General features: G+C 74.9%; 14 protein-coding genes. 4 read left to right on the plus strand and 10 right to left on the minus strand.

Features of this window, described 5'->3' with window-relative positions:
* Window positions 1-167: 167 nt before the first annotated feature.
* Window positions 168-1,856, minus strand: coding sequence for a glycosyltransferase family 2 protein (locus tag OO63_RS05945; protein WP_030358446.1), 1,689 nt, complete (start codon window positions 1,854-1,856; stop codon window positions 168-170).
* A complete protein-coding gene (locus OO63_RS05950; protein WP_030358445.1) occupies window positions 1,853-4,099 on the minus strand; it encodes a CDP-glycerol glycerophosphotransferase family protein in 2,247 nt (748 codons plus the stop codon). Before OO63_RS05950 ends, OO63_RS05945 begins: the two co-directional genes overlap by 4 nt.
* Window positions 4,100-4,288: 189 nt before the next feature.
* Between OO63_RS05950 and OO63_RS05955 the strand changes: the two genes are divergently transcribed.
* Complete coding sequence (locus tag OO63_RS05955; protein WP_030358444.1) at window positions 4,289-4,525, plus strand: hypothetical protein; 237 nt, start codon at window positions 4,289-4,291, stop codon at window positions 4,523-4,525.
* 89 nt (window positions 4,526-4,614) lie between these two features.
* Here the strand turns inward: OO63_RS05955 and OO63_RS05960 are convergent, their stop codons facing one another.
* Together OO63_RS05960 and OO63_RS05965 are read right to left on the minus strand one after the other, a co-directional pair.
* Window positions 4,615-5,493: an ABC transporter ATP-binding protein gene (locus tag OO63_RS05960; protein ID WP_030358443.1), complete on the minus strand. Its 879-nt coding sequence runs from the start codon at window positions 5,491-5,493 to the stop codon at window positions 4,615-4,617.
* Window positions 5,486-6,445: an ABC transporter permease gene (locus OO63_RS05965; RefSeq protein WP_030358442.1), complete on the minus strand. Its 960-nt coding sequence runs from the start codon at window positions 6,443-6,445 to the stop codon at window positions 5,486-5,488. The genes OO63_RS05960 and OO63_RS05965 overlap by 8 nt, the downstream gene beginning before the upstream one ends.
* 177 nt (window positions 6,446-6,622) lie before the next feature.
* Here OO63_RS05965 and OO63_RS05970 point away from each other — a divergent pair, with 177 nt between their 5' ends.
* A complete protein-coding gene (locus tag OO63_RS05970; RefSeq protein WP_030358441.1) occupies window positions 6,623-7,264 on the plus strand; it encodes a TetR/AcrR family transcriptional regulator in 642 nt (213 codons plus the stop codon).
* Between the two features lie 56 nt (window positions 7,265-7,320).
* On the opposite strand, the gene OO63_RS45935 is transcribed toward OO63_RS05970, so the two are convergent.
* Window positions 7,321-7,485, minus strand: a complete 165-nt coding sequence (locus OO63_RS45935; protein WP_169786603.1) for a hypothetical protein — start codon at window positions 7,483-7,485, stop codon at window positions 7,321-7,323.
* 185 nt (window positions 7,486-7,670) lie between these two features.
* On the opposite strand from OO63_RS45935, the gene OO63_RS05975 reads away from it, so the two are divergent.
* Both OO63_RS05975 and OO63_RS05980 read left to right on the plus strand, forming a co-directional pair.
* Window positions 7,671-8,870 carry a sensor histidine kinase gene (locus OO63_RS05975; RefSeq protein ID WP_030358440.1) on the plus strand — a complete coding sequence of 400 codons (1,200 nt, stop codon included), beginning with the start codon at window positions 7,671-7,673 and terminating at the stop codon, window positions 8,868-8,870.
* A complete protein-coding gene (locus tag OO63_RS05980; RefSeq protein ID WP_030358439.1) occupies window positions 8,858-9,502 on the plus strand; it encodes a response regulator in 645 nt (214 codons plus the stop codon). The genes OO63_RS05975 and OO63_RS05980 overlap by 13 nt, the downstream gene beginning before the upstream one ends.
* Window positions 9,503-9,528: 26 nt before the next feature.
* Here the strand turns inward: OO63_RS05980 and OO63_RS05985 are convergent, their stop codons facing one another.
* The 5 genes from OO63_RS05985 to OO63_RS06005 form a co-directional block, all read right to left on the minus strand.
* Window positions 9,529-12,123: an ABC transporter permease gene (locus tag OO63_RS05985; RefSeq protein WP_051810591.1), complete on the minus strand. Its 2,595-nt coding sequence runs from the start codon at window positions 12,121-12,123 to the stop codon at window positions 9,529-9,531.
* Window positions 12,120-12,914 carry an ABC transporter ATP-binding protein gene (locus OO63_RS05990; protein ID WP_051810614.1) on the minus strand — a complete coding sequence of 265 codons (795 nt, stop codon included), beginning with the start codon at window positions 12,912-12,914 and terminating at the stop codon, window positions 12,120-12,122. The genes OO63_RS05985 and OO63_RS05990 overlap by 4 nt, the downstream gene beginning before the upstream one ends.
* A 173-nt stretch (window positions 12,915-13,087) precedes the next feature.
* Window positions 13,088-13,969, minus strand: a complete 882-nt coding sequence (locus OO63_RS05995; protein ID WP_030358436.1) for an NAD(P)-dependent oxidoreductase — start codon at window positions 13,967-13,969, stop codon at window positions 13,088-13,090.
* 99 nt (window positions 13,970-14,068) lie between these two features.
* Complete coding sequence (gene galE / locus OO63_RS06000) at window positions 14,069-15,055, minus strand: UDP-glucose 4-epimerase GalE (RefSeq protein WP_030358435.1); 987 nt, start codon at window positions 15,053-15,055, stop codon at window positions 14,069-14,071.
* A 124-nt stretch (window positions 15,056-15,179) separates the two neighbouring features.
* On the minus strand, window positions 15,180-16,808 hold the full coding sequence (locus tag OO63_RS06005; protein ID WP_033263879.1) for a glycosyltransferase family 2 protein: 1,629 nt from the start codon (window positions 16,806-16,808) through the stop codon (window positions 15,180-15,182).
* Between the last annotated feature and the right edge of the window lie 95 nt (window positions 16,809-16,903).

The following is a 16,903-nucleotide window of genomic DNA, read 5'->3' on the forward strand; positions in this document are numbered from 1 at the left end:
GGGGGGGGGGGGGGGGGGGGGGGGGGGGGGGGGGGGGGGGGGGGGGGGGTGAACAGCTGGGCGGTGCGCGCACTGCAAGGGTGCAGGGGCGGGGTTGCCGAGGCCCTGGTGCCGGGACCTCTGCCCCGGTGCCGGGACCTCTGCCCCGGTGCGGGGCGCCGAGCCCGTCAGCGGAACACGCTTGCCGCCAGCTGTGCCGCCCGGTGCGCGCGGGAGCCCTTCGCGGCTGACAGGCGGCGGGCCACCGGGCGGAGTACGTGAGCCGTCGCGCCCACCGGCGTCCAGGTGAGCTGGAGGCGGCCCGCGCCCCGCCCCTCCGGCTCCGCCGTCACCACGTGCGGGGTCGTGCCCGAGCGGTAGGGGACGCGGGCCGTCAGGCGGGGGAAGGCCAGCGGGGCCAGGAGCAGGCCGCTGTTGCGGAGGCGGCCGTCGGTGAGCTGGATCAGGGGGTGGCGCGTGCCGGAGAAGCCGCCCAGGGGGACGCGGGCCGCCGCCAGGTCGAGGACGACCTCGCCCTCGTACACGCCGGGCCGGACCGGGTCCAGACGGAACGGGACCGTCAGCCGCTTCCGCCCGGGGGCCACCACGAGCCGCGCCACCTGAGGGCCCACCGGCAGCCGCAGCCCCGGGTCGTACGTGCGGACGCTCAGGTGCAGGGCCGCGCCCCCGGCCCGTTCGATCCGCGTGATCTCGTGGCGGAACTGGGCGCCCGGGAACGGCCGCGAATCCAGGCCCAGTTCGGTGAGGTCGAGTTCGCGGCGGGCGCCGGGGGAGTCGGGGACGGTCCCGCCCCAGTACAGGCGCCCCTCCCCGTCCAGTGACGTCTCCCGCGGGCCGACCCCATGTCCGAGCCCCCGGGCCGCGACCTGCGCCTCCGCCAGCCTCCCGTCCCGTACGAGCTGGAGGACGACCCGCTCCGCACGCGGGAGGCGTGCGTACGCGCCCGGGGCGAGCCCCGCCAGGTAAGGGTTCACGATGTCCGCGAAGCCCCGCAGCCACTCCTCGTCCCGGAACGGCAGGTCGCCCGCGTACATCCGGAAGTCGTGCTTGAGGAACTTGTAGTCCTTGGCCTCGCGGACCCCCGCGTGCCCGCTCTCCTCCAGGAACGCGTCGATCAGGCCCTGCACGTACACCCGGTCCCGCACATTGCTCAGCTTGTGGCGCTGGTTGGAGATCGACGCCGCCTCCGCCGCGCCGTACGGCTCTATGTACCAGCGGTACACCGGCTCCGGGATCACCGTGAACGCCTTCGCCAGGCAGTACGCCTGCGCCGAGAAGAGCTGGTCCTCGTAGTGGATGCCCTCGGGGAAGCGGAGGCCGTTCCGGTCCAGGAAGGACTTGCGGTACATCTTGCTCGTCGACAAGTGCTCGAAGAACAGGGCGGGTTCGGCCTCGATGCCCGCCACCGTGCGGCGCTCCGCGACGAGGTGCGGCATCCACGTCGACGTACGGCCGGTGTCCACCCGGACCCGCTCCACGGCGCCCATCACGAAGTCGACCTCGGACTCGGCGTGCGCGGCGAGGAGCGACTCCACCGCCCGCTCGGGGAGTTCGTCGTCGCTGTCCAGGAACATCAGGAACGGGGCGCGCGCGATGTCGATCGCCCGATTGCGGGGCGCGCTGCAGCCGCCGCTGTTCTCGGGGAGGCGCAGGTACGTGACACGGGCGTCCCGGGCCGCCAACTCCCGTGCCACGCGCGGCGTCTCGTCCGTCGAGTGGTCGTCGCTGATGACGATCTCGATGTTCGGGTGCGTCTGGGCGAGGAGCGAGGCCACCGCGCGCGGGAGGCGTTCGGCGTCGTTGTAGACGATGACGGTGACGGTCACGTCGGGGGCATCAGGCGCATAGGTGGTCACTGGATCGCCTCCTCCGGGGTCGGTGCCGGGGTCCGTTCGTCCAGGGGTGCGATCGGCGGCAGTGACGTTTCGCTCTCGCCCAGGAACACCCTCCGTACGACCCGCTCCGCCGCCCGCCCGTCGTCGAACTCGCAGAACCTCCGCCGGAACGCGGCCCGTGCCTTCGCCGCCGTCTCGTCCCGCCAGGCGTCGGACGTGAGGATCCGCGTCAAGTCCTCCTGGGTGCGCGCCACCTGGCCCGGCGGCTCCGCGAGCAGGTCGAAGTACACGCCGCGCGTCTTGGCGTACGTCTCCCAGTCGTCGGCGTAGACGACGATCGGGCGGTCCAGATTGGCGTAGTCGAACATGATCGAGGAGTAGTCCGTGATCAGCGCGTCGGCGGCGAGCGCCAGGTCCTCGACGGGGTCGTACGCCGACACGTCGATGACCCGCCCGGCCCGGCGCAGACCGGCCAGCGGGGACGCCGTCCCGCCGTAGAAGTAGTGGCCGCGCACGAGGAGCACGGTGTCGTCGCCGAGGCGCTCGGAGAGGGCCGCGAGGTCGAGGCGCGGGGTCCAGGTGGCCTCGTAGTCGCGGTGCGTGGGGGCGTAGAGGAGGGCCCGCGCGCCGGGCGCGATGCCGAGGCGCTCGCGGACCGCCCGCACGTCGGCGGCCGTCGCCGAGTAGTACACGTCGTTGCGCGGATAGCCGTAGTCCAGCTCCACGTACCGCGACTGGTAGGCGCGCTGCCACATCTGCGTGGAGTGGCTGTTGGACGAGACGCTGTAGTCCCAGCGGTCCACGCGCGCGAGCAGGTCGTGGAAGTTCAGGCCCTTGGCCGCCGCCGGATAGTCGAGCTGGTCGAGGCCCATGCGCTTGAGGGGGGTGCCGTGGTGGGTCTGGACGTGCACGGCGTCGGGCCGCTTCACGACCGCGTTGGGGAAGTTGGCGTTGTTCACCAGGTACTTCGCCGTCGCCAGGACGCGGGAGTGGCGGCGGGTGCCGGGGACGACGTGGTCCGTGCCGGGCGGAAGCAGCGGTACGTTCTCGGCGGCGACCACCCACACCGCGTGGACGTGCGGGGCGAGTTCGGCGAGCTTCGCGGCGATCGCGGCCGGGTTGCAGGCGACGCCCCGGTCCCAGTACGCCGAGAACACGGCCAGGTCCGGGTCGACCGGCCGCCGCAGGTCCTGGTGGTAGCGCGCGTCCCGGACCTTCCTGCCGACCGCCGCGCGCCCCGCCCCGACGGCCGAACGCACCTTGCGGCGCTGCTGGTTGGCCGCCTGGAACGCCCGATACTTCGCGTACGCGTCCTCCTCCAGGAGACGGCGGCGCACCCCCTCCAGGCCGCCGGGCCGCCGGTACCCGGCCGGACGGTGGGCGACCGCCGCGCGCGAGGCCCGGCGGAAGAACTCCCGCGCGGCCGGTTCGGGCAGCCTGTCCCGGGCGACGATCCGCAGGCTCGCGGTGACCATCGCCGCGTACAGCACGGCACTCGGGCCGCCCCCCGCCTCCCGCTCGGCCGCCAGGTCGAGCAGCCGCTCGTACGTCTCCAGGAGCGCGAAGCGGTCGTCCGCCGTGACCGGCGGCAGGCTCTCCGCCCGCACCTGCCGGTCCTCCAGGGCGACTTGGTCGTACGTCGCCAGACGCCCGGCCGCCAGCGCCACCGCGTACGCCACGAACAGCTCGTCGTCCGTGCCGAACAGCTCCGCGTGCGCCCGCCAGAAGCCGGCCCGCACGACCCTCGTCCCAAGCAGCGGCGTGACCTTCAACAGGTCCGGGCAGTCCGCGAGCAGCACGTCCCGGCGCCCCGGCTTCGCCAGGAACCGGCCGTCGGGGCTCGGCATCCGGGCGTGCCGCCAGGTGGAGCGCACGTGGTCGGTGAGCAGGACGTCCACGGTGTCGTCCAGCGCCGCCGCCCGCTCGGCGACCGCGCGGGCCGCGAGCGCCGTCACGCCGTCCTTGCTGCGCACGAACTGCAGCCACCGGCCGCTCGCCCGCGCCGCCCCCGCCGCACGGGCCGCGCTGTCCGGCGTGCCTTCGGGCAGCGGGACGACCGTCACGGAGGGGTGGTGGACGGCGGCGTCCTGGGCGGAGGGTCCGACGGCGGCGACGACCACCTCGACGGCGGGGGGTCCGGGGGCCGGGTCGGCCGCGCCCACCGGGCCCGTCCCGTCGAGCCCCGTCCCGGTCAGCTCCGCCAGGGCGTCGGGCAGATGCCCCTGCGCGTTGCGGCCGTACACGACGACGCTCAGTTCCGGCACCACGCTTCCCGCCTCTCCTCTATGGCTAAACGCTCCCATAGTGTAAGGATCTGCGTATTGATGCGACAAAAGGGGCAGGTCGGGTCGACCTGTCGCCGAGGTCGCGGGCATCCCGGCAGGAGCAATCCGGCCGCGCCGTCGCTGCGAATCCCTGTTGTCCGACAACCTCACGGCAGCGGGGAGTTAGCAATGCAGCGCAAGACAACCACCACCATCACGCCGGGCCGCAGGTGGGCCCGGCGGCTCGCCGTCACTGTCGCCGCCACCGGCGCCCTGGCGGTCGGCGGGGTCCTCTCCGGGGGCTCGGCCAGCGCCGCGACATTCTGCGGGAACACACCGGCCGGCGGATACGCGTGCATCATCGGGCAGCCGGACGGGTCGTTCACCTACTACGGCAGCAACGGGGAGATCATCTACAACTGGTGAGCCGAGCCCCTGGTGAGCCGAACCCCTGGTGGGGCGGACTCTCGGGTCAGAGGGTTCGCCCCGTCGGGGGCTTCGCGCGGCCGGGGGCGTCAGGCCTTGCCGCCCGTGAAGCGCTCGTACTCCCGCATGACCTCCGCCGTCGGACCGTCCATCCGCAGCTCGCCGTGCTCCAGCCACAGGACGCGGTCGCAGGTGTCGCGGATCGACTTGTTGTTGTGGCTGACCAGGAAGACCGTGCCCGCGCGCTCGCGCAGTTCGCGGATGCGGGACTCCGAGCGCTTCTGGAAGGAGCGGTCGCCGGTGGCGAGGGCCTCGTCGATGAGGAGGACGTCGTGGTCCTTGGCGGAGCCGATGGAGAAGCGGAGGCGGGCCGCCATGCCGGAGGAGTAGGTGCGCATCGGCAGGGAGATGAAATCACCCTTGTCGTCGACCCCGGAGAAGTCGACGATCTGTTGGTAGCGCTCGCGGATCTGCGCGCGGGACATGCCCATCGCCAGGCCGCCGAGGTGGACGTTGCGCTCGCCGGTGAGGTCGTTCATCAGGGCCGCGTTGACGCCGAGCAGGGACGGCTGGCCGTCGGTGTAGAGGTGGCCGCGCTCGACGGGGAGGAGTCCGGCGACTGCCTTGAGGAGCGTGGACTTCCCCGAGCCGTTGGTGCCGATCAGGCCGATCGCTTCGCCCCGGCGGGCCGTGAAGGAGACGTTCCGTACGGCGTGGACCGTGCGCACGCCGCGCTCCTCGCCGCCCCTGCCGCGGCGGCGCACGATGCGGCCGAGGGCGGCGGTGGCGGCGCCTCGGCCGGAGGCGGCCGTGCCGTGGACGCGGTAGACGACGTCGACCGCGTCGGCGATCACGGTGGGGGCGGGCTGCTCGGGCGCGGCGGCCGTGCGGTCCTCGGTGGGGCGGGCTGCTGTGGTCGCGCGGGGGCCCGGCGCCTCCGGTGTCGTCTTCGTCAGGGTGTCAGCCACGTCCGTACGTCTCCTCTGCCTTCCAGAAGTAGATGAACCCGCCGACCCCGGCGAGCAGCGCCCAGCCCACCGCCCAGGCCCACACGTGGTCCGGGAGGCGGCCCGCGTGGAAGCTGTCGATGAGGGCGAAGCGCATCAGGTCGATGTAGACGGCGGCCGGGTTGGCCTCCAGGAGCACGGTCACCGCGTGCGGCAGATGGCGGTCCTTCAGGACGGTGTCGATGCTCCACATCACGCCGGACGCGTACATCCACGTCCGCAGCACGAACGGCATCAACTGCGCGATGTCCGGGGTCTTCGCGCCGAGCCGCGCCATCACGAGGGCGAGCCCGGCGTTGAACGTGAACTGGAGCGCGAGCGCGGGGATCGCGAGCAGCCAGGACGGGGCGGGCGGCACGCCGAAGGCGAGGAGGATCGCCACCAGGGCGCACAGCGAGAACAGCAGCTGCTGGAGCTGTTGCAGGCAGTACGACAGGGGGAGCGAGGCGCGCGGGAAGTGCAGGGCGCGCACCAGGCCGAGGCTGCCGGAGATCGCCCGCGTGCCCGCCATCACCGACTGCTGCGTGAACGTGAACACGAAGACGCCCGTGACCAGGAACGGGACGTAGTCCGGCACCCCGTGCCTGGTGTTCATCAGGACGCCGAAGATGAAGTAGTACACGGCCGCGTTCAGGAGCGGCGTCATGATCTGCCACAGCTGGCCCAGCTTCGCCTGGCTGTACTGCGCGGTCAGCTTGGCGGTGGCGAACGCCGTGATGAAGTGCCGCCGGTGCCACAACTGGCGTACGTAGGCGGGCAGGGACGGGCGGGCGCCGCTCACGGTCAGGCCGTGGCGGGCGGCCAGGTCGGCGGGGGACAGGGCGGGGGCCGCGTCGGAGGGCGGGTCGGCGGGGCCGGAGAGGCCGGAAGGGGCGGCCGTCGCGGTGGGCGGCTTGTCGAGGAGCTGGCTCACGTCCGCTGCTTTCGCTCGGGGGGGCGCGGAATGTCGCTCGGGGGCGCGGGGGATCCGGGGGGGCGAGGGCGACAGCGACCCGTACGTCGGGACGGGTCCGTATCGTCGTAACGCCGACAGTAGGACGCCATGACGTCGGGACGCAACCGTTTCGTCGTCACGCCCTATGCTGTCCGTATGACGACGAGCGACGGGGACACGGGCCGCAGCGCCCGCCAGCAGGGCAAAAGGGCGCCGGCCGGGGCCGCCGTGCTCCGTGAGGATGTGACCGAGGCCATCCGGGCCGCCGTCTTCGAGGAGCTCGCGGCCGTCGGCTACGCCCGCATGTCGATCGAGGGCATCGCGCGCCGCGCGGGCGTCGGCAAGACCGCCGTCTACCGGCGCTGGCGCTCCAAGCTGCACCTGGTCCTCGACCTGGTGTCGGCCCTCGCCGTCCAGGGCCTGCCCACCCCGGACACCGGCTCCCTGGAGGGCGACCTGCGGCTCCTGTACGAGGTGACGTCCCGGGCCCTGCGCCACCCCGTCGCCTCCCAGGTCATCCCCGACCTCCAGGCCGAGGCGGCCCGCAACCCCGAGATGGCGGCGGCCCTGCAGAAGGCGCTCCGCGAGGGCCAGCACGGCGTCGCGAGCGGCATCGTCGCGCAGGCGGTGGCGCGCGGCGAGCTGAGGCAGGGTCTTGCCGAGGGGGACGAGGAGCTGGCCCTCGACCTGATGTCGGGGCCGCTGTACTGGCGGGCGGTCGTGGTGCGGGGCGAGCTGCCCAAGGGCTACCTGGGCGCGCTGGCCACGGCGACGACGGCGGCGCTCAAGGCGCTGTGAGCGGGCGGGGAGTTACGGGGACTTACTGGGGCTTGCGGGGACTTGCGGGGCGGAGGTCAGGAGTGCTTCTCGCGGGTCAGCACCAGCGCTGTGATCGAGCCGATGACGGCGACACCCGTGGTGACGCTCACGGCGATCTCCGTCGCCCCGCTGAACGCGACACTGCTGAACGCGTTGACGATGACTCCGACGGCGAGCACGAGCCAGAGGACGGCCTTCATGGCGGGACCTTTCGGGGTGGTGGCGGAAGTCCGGTGCGAGATCGACTCTGCCGTGTCGTCCACCGTACGGCGAGGGTGTGTTCTCCCGAACCGGGGGTGCAGCCCGCTACACCCCCGGGCGGGGGTGCGCCCGCCTCTCGCCGGACGGCGGTTCGCCTAGCCTGAGGGGCATGGCTCGGACGGAACTGCGGGACGCGCTGGCGCGGGCCGACCGCGCGTCCATGCAGTTGCTCATGGGCGCGGGCATGGCCCTCCTCTCGTACGTCTTCGTCGCCGTCCTGCTCTTCACCGTCGTCGCGTCGCTCATCGTGATCGGCCTGGGCGTGCTGCCCGAGACGGTCCTGCTCCTTCGCCGGATGGCCGGGGCCAAGCGGCGGCAGGTCGGCCGGTGGTCGGGCGCGGAGATCCGCGAGGCGTACACGCCCCTGACCGGCACGCTCGTCGAGCGGGTGCGCAAGGCGGTCAAGGACCCCGGCACGTACCGCGATCTGCGGTGGCTGGTCGTCCACTTCGTCTACGGCCTGCTCCTGCTGTACGCCGCGCTGCTGCTGTGGGTGATCGGCGCGCTGGTCGACGGGGTGTGGTGTGCTCTGCTCGGCCGCAGGGCCGTCGTGCTCCCGCTGATCGTGCGCCTCGCCGACCTGGACACGCGCTGGTCGACGGCGTTGCTCAAGCCGTCGCCGGAGGCGGAGCGGAACGCCGAACTGGCCGAGCGCGTCGAGGAGCTGACCGTCACCCGGGCGGGCGCGGTGGCGGCGCACGGCGCCGAGCTGCGCCGGATCGAACGGGATCTGCACGACGGCACCCAGGCCCGCCTCGTCTCCCTCTCGATGCGGGTCGGCCTGGCCCGGCGGGCGTACGACAAGCAGATCGCCGCCGGTCCGGGCGAGGCCCCGCCGGACCCCGACGTCGTCCGCAAGCTCCTCGCCGACGCGCAGGACCAGGCCGAGGAGGCCCTGACCGAGCTGCGCCACGTCGTGCGCGGCATCCACCCGCCCATCCTCACCGACCGCGGGCTCGTCGGCGCCGTCCGGGCCCTCGCCGCCGGCAGCGGCCTGGACGTGACCGTGCGCGACGACGGCGTGGAGGACGGGCCGCGCGCCCCCGCCGCCGTGGAGGCCGCCGCGTACTTCGTGGTCGCGGAGGCCCTGACGAACGCCGCCAAGCACAGCGGGGCGCGGCGGGCGGCCGTGGAACTCGCGCGCGGGGCGGCGGGGTTGCGCCTCCACGTGAGCGACGAGGGGAGCGGCGGCGCCGACGAGTCCGGCGGCACCGGGCTGCTCGGCATGCGGCGCCGGGTCGCCGCGCTCGACGGGACCATGGAGGTGGTCAGCCCCGCCGGGGGGCCGACCCGGATCGGAGTGGAGCTGCCGTGCGTGTGGTGATCGCGGAGGACAACGCCCTGCTGCGGGAGGGGCTCGTGCTGCTCCTCACGTCCGTGGGCCACGAGGTGGCCGCCGTCGCGGCCACCGGGCCCGAGGTGCTGCCCGCGCTCCTCGAACACCGCCCCGACGTCGCCGTCCTCGACGTCCGGATGCCGCCCGGCTTCCGCGACGAGGGCCTGCGCGCCGCCCTCGCGGCCCGCGAGCGACTGCCGGAGCTGCCGGTCCTCGTCCTCTCCCAGTACGTCGAGGAGACGTACGCGGCCGAGCTCCTCGGCGCCGGAGCGAGCGGCGTCGGCTATCTCCTCAAGGACCGCGTCGGCCGCGTCGACGAGTTCCTCGACGCCCTCGAACGCGTCGCCGCGGGCGGCACCGCCCTCGACCCCGAGGTCGTCACGGAACTCCTCACCCGCCGCGGCACCGACCCGCTCGACTCCCTCACGCCCCGCGAACGCGAGGCCCTGCACCTCATGGCCGAGGGCCGCGACAACGCGACCATCGGCGCCCTCATGTCCATCTCCGACCGGGCGGTCAGCAAGCACATCGGCAACGTCTTCCTGAAGCTGGGGCTGCCGCCGAGCGACAGCGGGCACCGGCGGGTGCTCGCTGTGCTGGCGTACTTGAACAAGGCGTAGGGCGCGCCTGCTCGGGCGAGGCGCCCTCACCCCGTCGGATACCGCCCCCGCAGCACCCGCCGCACCGGCGGCAGCGTCCCCGCAAGGGCCGTCGCCCCCACCACGCCCACGATCAGGGCCAGTTGGACCGGTGGCAGGTAGGGCAGCGTGCCCGCGAAGGACAGGCTGAAGGCGAGGAGGGGGACCAGGGCCACCGCGAGGCCCACGGCCAGGCCGGTCAGGGCGATCGCCGCGGCCTCCGCGTGGAGCATGCGGCGCAGCTGGGCGCGGGCCGCGCCCGCCCGGCGCAGCAGGGTCAGTTCGGGGCGGCGGCCGATCGAGATCAGGGTGAGGGTGCTGAGGACGGCGACGACCGTGAAGGCCCCGATCGCCCCGACCGCCGTCACGCCGACCACCTCGCCCAGGGCCTGGTCCTCCGGCTCGACGCGGGCGGCGGCGCGGACGGCCTCGGCGCCCCGGTCCACCCGCGCCCCCGGCACGGCCCCGCCGACCGCGCGTACCGTGTCGGCCCCGCCGTCCGTCGCGACGAGCACCCGGGCCGCCCCGGCACCGGCGGTGTGCCGCAGCACCTCGTCCCGGGAGAGCAGGAAGTCCCCGACGCCGAGGCCCCGTTCGTACACCGCGACCACCCGCAGCCGCCCCGCGCCCCCGTCGTCGAAGCGGAGCGTCACCGTCGACCCCGGCTTCGCGTCGAGGGTGCGCGCCCGGTCCGAGGACACGGCGACCGTGCCGGGACGCAGGCCGCCCAGGCCGCCCTCGCGGACGCCGGGGTCCAGGGTGCGGGTCAGGCGCTCCGGCGTGACCCCGAGCACCGGTACGCGTTCGAGGAGCGGCGAACCCGCCTCCTTGCGGGCGATGACGACCGTGCTGTGGACCACCTCGGTCGCCGCGGCCACCCCGGGCGCGGAGCGGATCCGGTCGAGGGCGCCGGACGGCAGGCCGCCGTCCGCCCGCACCACCAGGTCCGCGCGGGCCGCCTCCCGCGCCTGCGCCCGCGCCTCGTGCGTGAGCGTCGCGCCCGCCGCGAGCTGGACCACGGAGAACGCGGTGACCAGCACGATCGGGGTGATCGCCGCGCCGATCCTGGTCGCCGCGGCCGTGCAGTCGGCGGCGGCGAGCCTGCCGCCGGGGCCGAGGCGGCGCATGGGGGCGCCGAGCACCCGCATCGCGCCCGTCGCGATCCACGGGCCGAGCACCGCGCACGCGATCACCAACGACACCGCCGCCGCGCTCGCCGCCGCTGCGGCGGCCTGGCCGTGCTGCGCCGCCGCCGTCCCCGCGGCGGTGACGCCGACGCCGAGCAGGACCAGGCCGGTGACGCGGCGGGGCGTGCCGGGCGGCGACTCGCGCAGCGCCTCCGCCGGACGCACCTTCGCCGCGCGCGACACGGCGAACAGGGCGGAGACGCGGGCGACGAGGACCGTCACGGCGGCGGTCACGAGGGGAACCGTCAACAGCCAGGGCGGCAGCGGCAGTCGCAGTCCTTCTGGCAGCGCGCCGCGCGCGTCCAGGAGCGCCCGCAGGCCGAGGTACGCCGGTACGGCGAGCACCGCGCCCAGCGCCGCAGCGGCCACCGCGACCCGGCCCACCTCGCGGCCCACCGCGCCCCGCAGCTGCCGGGGCGTCGCGCCCACCGCCCGCAACAGGCCCAGCTCGTGGCCGCGTTGCCGCAGCGCCTGCGCGATCGTCGACGACACCACGAGGACGGCGATCATGACCACGGTCCCGGCGATCGCGCCGAGCGCCCCCAGCAGGGTCGCGCGGGCGGGCGCCGCCGCCAGGTGTTCCGCGGCGCCCCTGCCGTCCCCGGTGAGCACCCGCAGCCTGGCCGAGTCCCCCTCCGCCCGTTCCCCGGCGGCGCGCAGCTTCGCCTTGTCCACCGCGTCCCGCACCCGCCCGTACAGCTCGCCCGCGCTCACGCCGGGCGCGGCCACGACACCGATCGCGTCGACCGTGCCCGCGCGCCCGGCCAGGTCACGGGCCCGTCCCGCGGTGAAGTACACGGCGGCGCGCGGCCCGTCCGCGACGCCCACCACGCGGTACGAGGCGTCCGCCCCGCCGACCCGGAGCGCCACCCGGTCCCCGGTGCGGGCCCGGCCCGCGCCCACGACGACCTCGCCCGCCCCCTGCGGCGCCCGGCCGTCCCGCAGCGCGAACGGCGCGAGCCGGGCCGCGTCCCAGGGCCGCCCGACGACCGACTCGCCCCCGAGCCCCACCGGGAAGATCCGGTCGGCGACGGCCCTCTCGACCCCGTCCACCGCGCGAACCACGCCGAGCGCCTCCTCGGGCACCCGCACCCGCTCGGTCAGCCCCGCGCTCACCGTCTCCGGCTCGGACCCCCACGGCTTCGCGGTGTACCGCGTGTTCTGATCCCCGGCGACCACGAGATCGGCCGCCGCATACCGCTCCACGGGCGCCCGCCCGAGCGCCGCCGACGTCACGGCCAACGCGAAGGCACCGAGCAGCACGGAGGTCAACACGAGCGCGGCGAACACGGCGGCCCAGGCCTTGCGGTGGGCACGGGCGGCGCGGGTGGCGAGGAGGGCGGTGACTTTGGGGGTGGGCTTGGGCTTCGCTGTCGGCGTCGGCCGTGACCCGGCCCAGTGCCTGGGCTTCCTCACGCCGCCACCGCCCCGCGCCCGAGGCGTCGCATCACCGCGTGCACCCGTTCCGCGTCCGGGCGGTGCAGGGTCGCCACCACGCGGCCCTCCGCGAGGAACACCGCCTCGTCGCACCACGCCGCCGCGGCCGGGTCGTGGGTGACCATGACGACCGTGTGGCCGTCGTGGTCCACGGCCTGGCGGAGCAGGGCGAGGACGTCGTGGGCGGTCGACGGGTCCAAAGCGCCGGTCGGCTCGTCGGCGAAGACCACGGCCGGGTCGGTCACCAGGGCGCGGGCGATCGCCACGCGCTGCTGCTGGCCGCCGGAGAGTTCGGTGGGGCGGTCGTCGGCCCGGTCGCCGAGGCCGACGGAGGCCAGGGCCACGGCCGCGCGCCGGGTCGTCGCCTCGTCGGCGCCGCCCAGCATCAGGGGCAGCGCCACGTTCTCCGCGACGCTCAGCGACGGCACGAGATTGTGCGCCTGGAAGACGAAGCCGATGCGCTCCCGGCGCAGCCGCGTCAGCGCGGCCTCCTTCAGCGAGCCGAGCTCGACGCCCTCCACCCGCACCCGCCCCGACGTCGGCCGGTCGAGCCCGGCCGCGCACTGGAGCAGCGTCGACTTGCCGGACCCCGATGGCCCCATGACGGCGACGAACCGGCCGCGCTCCACGGCCAGATCGGTCGGGTGCAGGGCGACCACGGCGCCGCCGCGATACGTACGACAGACCCCGTCGAGGGCGAGCGCGCCACCGCCGGGCGACAGCGCACCCCCGTTCCCGCTCCCCGCCCGCCCCGCCTTCGCCGACCGCATCGGACCGCGCCGCCTGAACATCCCGTACGCCCTCTCGGTGACTGTCGCGGCACCCGCCGCCCGCCATCGAGAACGCTAGGAATCCGGGGCACTTGGTCACGAGAGGGCGAGCCCCCGAGGTGGGGGTGCAGCAGGCTGCACCCCCACCGGCCCGCGAGCCCCGGGCACGGGCGTCACGCGGGCTTGCGCAGGACCTCCACGAGGGCCGCGATGCTCTGTTCGGCGCGGCCCTCGGCCACCGCCCGCTCCAGAAGTGCGTGCATCGGCTCCAGCCAGCGGCCGTCGAGCCCCGCCTCGGCCGCGACCTCGGCCTCGTCGGCGATGCCCGCGTGGAAGATGCCGATGGAGGACTGGGGGTCGTCGTAGGAGCCGCGGTCGATCTCGGCCGCGAGGTGCGGAAGGACGGAGCTGATCATCTCCAGCCACTTCGCGGTGTACGGCACCAGCGTGCTCGCCTCCAGGCCCCGCGCCGTGACCAGGGCGGCACCCTGGAAGAAGCCGAGCAGCGCGGGAAGGAGCGTGCCGCCGACCGCCGACTCGTACAGCGCCGCCAGGTCCGGCTCGGTGCCCAGGTGCACGGTGTCGCCGCCGATGACCCGCAGCGTGGCCTCGTGCTCGTCGAAGAGGGCGCGGTCGCCGCTGTAGTAGTGCAGGGTGTCGGCCCGGCCCACGGCCGCGGGGACGTTCTTGATCGCACCGTCCAGGAAGCGCGCGCCGTGCCCGGCGGCCCAGTCGGCCATCGCGCGGGCGCCGGAGGGGACACCCGAGTTGACGGTGACGAGGGTGCGTCCGGCGAGCGCGGCGGTGGCCGGTTCGAGGGCGGCGAAGGTGGCTTCGTAGGTCGTGAGGCAGGCGATCGTCAGAGGGCTCGCGGCGATCGCGGCGGCGATGTCGGGGGCGTGCGCGGCGCCCTGCTCGACGAGGGGCGCGGCCTTCTCGGGGCTGCGGTTCCAGACCGTCGTCGGGTGCCCGGCCGCGACGTACGCCGAGGCGAGCGCCGCTCCCATGGCACCGAGTCCGACGATCGTCACGGGCGTACGGGCATGCTCGGGCATGGATGCTCCAATGCTGGGGTGGGGTGGGTGAGTCGGCCTCGCACCCCAGCCTGGATTCCGCCGTACGGATCCTCAAGTACCTACTATTTGGTGCGGTACTTACCGTTCGGTGCGTGCCTCGGGGTGCAGCCGCACCCACCCCGCCCACGCCGACTCCACCATCTCGCGCACGTCCCGCTTGGCCGACCAGCCCAGCTCCGCGGTGACGCGGTCGGCGGCGGCGACCACCCGCGCCGGGTCGCCCGCGCGCCGCCCGGCGACCGTCGCCGGGATGTCGTACCCGGTGACGTCCGCGATCAGGTCGACCATCTCGCGCACCGAAACCCCCTCGCCCCGGCCGACGTTGAGCGTCAGGTCGGTGGACTCGGGCGCGCCCGCGAGGCGCCGCGCGGCGGCCACATGGGCCTCGGCGAGGTCCGAGACGTGGATGTAGTCGCGCACGCAGGTGCCGTCCGGCGTGGGGTAGTCGGCGCCGAAGATCCGCGGGGCCGCGCCCTCGGTGAGCTTCTCGAAGACCATCGGGACGAGGTTGAACACACCGGTGTCGGCGAGGTCCGGGCTCGCCGCGCCCGCCACGTTGAAGTACCGCAGGCAGGCCGTGCGCAGGCCCGTCGCACGGCCCGTCGCGCGGGTCAGCCACTCGCCCGCGAGCTTCGTCTCGCCGTACGGGCTCATCGGCACGCAGGGCGTGTCCTCGGTGACCAGGTTTACGTCGGGCATGCCGTACACGGCGGCCGACGAGGAGAAGACGAAGGACGGCACCCCGGCGTCCGCGACCGCCTCCAGGAGGACCCTGAGCCCTTCCACGTTCTCCCGGTAGTAGCGCAGCGGCTGTTCGACCGACTCGCCGACCTGCTTCTTCGCCGCCAGGTGTACGACACCCGTGACCGCGTGGTCCCGCAGGGCGCCCGCGACCCGGTCCGCGTCGAGGGTGGAGCCGACGACGAGCGGCACCCCCTCGGGCACGCGCTCGGCGAGGCCCGACGACAGGTCGTCGTAGACCACCGTCCGCTCGCCCGCCTCCGTCATGGCGCGCACGACGTGCCCACCGATGTATCCGGCGCCGCCGGTGATCAGCCAGGTCATGGTCAGCTCGTCCCGTCGTGTCGTACTGGTCCGGGATGTGCCCCGGACATCCCGGACGTGCAGTGTCGCAGAGCCCGGGTACGGCTCACGTCAGACCCCGTCCGCCCGGCGGCCCCGCCCCGTCTCAGGCCCCGTTCGCGCGCCCGCCCGGCATCCGCCGCACGAACCGCGCGAGCCGCCGCCGCGCCACCGCCACCACCCCGCGAAGACCCGGCGCCAGCCGCACCGACAGGTTCCCGGCCTGCGTGGCGTACGGCTGGACGAGGAGCACGCCGTGCCGCCCGCCCGGCACCGCCGTGCGGCGCAGCAGGCCGGGCCCGGCCACCGCCCGCGCCGTGGTCTCGCGCGCCGTGCCGTCGCCGAAAAGGAGCCGCACCCGCAGGTCCCACACGTCGCCGTCGAGCGCCGCGAGGTCCACCCGCACGTCGGCCACCCACGTCCGCCCCGGCTCCTCCGCCGTGAACGCCGCCGAACGGCGCACCCCGGGCCGCCCGTCGCCCCGGCGCGTCAGCTCCACGTCGACCACCCCCGGGCCCGCCGCCGCGACCCGCCCGTACAGCTCGTGCAGGCGCAGCCGCAGCACGCTCGCGCCCCGGCGCGGACGCAGCTCGGCGTCCACCGCGAGCGGCAGCAGGCGCAGCGGCCGGGCGAGCAGGTGCTCCAGGGTGACCTGGGGCAGGTCCGCCGACCAGACGGGCGTGTCGTCGGCGGCGCGGGCGTAGGGCGGGGCGAGCCGGGCCGGGCGGGCCGCGACCTGCTTGAGGCGGTCCAGGTCGCGCGGCTCGGCGGCGGCGAGGACGACCCGGGCGATGACGCGGCCGGGGGCGGGGGCGGCCGCGAGGTCGGCCTCGTCGAACTCGGTGAGGTAGGCGCGGGTGAGGGCCCACCACGCGCGCTGGTACTCGGGGCCGCGCTGGGGCAGCTCCTTGGTGTACATGCGCAGGCCGTGGTCGAGGAACTGGGCGCGGGCGGCCCGCGCGAGGACCTTGTCGCCGTCGGCGGCGCCGCGCAGGATGTCGACGGCCTGGCGGTGCGCCGTGATCCGGGCCCGCCAGTTCTCGATGCCCGCGCGGTCGAGGGAGATCGACAGCTTGGCGGCGGTGCGCCGCACGTGCCACACGTACACGGTGTCGGGGACGAGGGCGATGCGCGGAGCCCCGGCGAGGACCCTGGCGCCGAAGACGAAGTCCTCGTAGAGGAAGCGGCCTTCGGGGAAGCGGACGGCGTGCTCGCGCAGGAAGTCCGTGCGGTAGAGCTTGTTGACGCACAGCGTGTCGTGGACGAGGCGCGGGCGCAGCTCCGGGCGGGCCACGAGCGCGGCCTTGCGGTACAGCTCCGGCTGCCAGGGCACCTCGCGCCCCGACGGCAGCTCGCGCCGCACGCACAGGCCCGACGCGACATCGGCGCCGTGCCGCAGCGCCGCGGCGAGGAGCGCCCGCGCGCCGCCGGGGGCCAGCACGTCGTCGCTGTCCAGGAACATCAGGTACGGCAGGGTCGCCGCGTCGACGCCGTCGTTGCGCGGGGCGCCGCAGCCGCCGCTGTTGACGGCGCGCCGCACGACCCGCACCCGCCGGTCGGCGGCGGCCAGTTCCGCGAGGACGGCGGGGGTGTCGTCCGTCGAGCAGTCGTCGACCGCGATCACCTCGCCCACCACGGGGCCCTGGGCGAGCGCGGAACGCACCGCGTCGGCGATGTGGGGGGCGTCGTCGTAGCCGATCACGACGACGGTGATCTGGGGCTCTTGAGGCGAGATGGGGTCCACAGGGGGAATTTTAGGGGTTAGTGGAAATTATCCGATTAGGGGGCTTCGTCGCGGAGTGCCGGACGGGGGCCCGGACGGGGTCCTGG

The organism is Streptomyces alboflavus, from assembly GCF_000716675.1.
GTDB lineage: Bacteria > Actinomycetota > Actinomycetes > Streptomycetales > Streptomycetaceae > Streptomyces > Streptomyces alboflavus.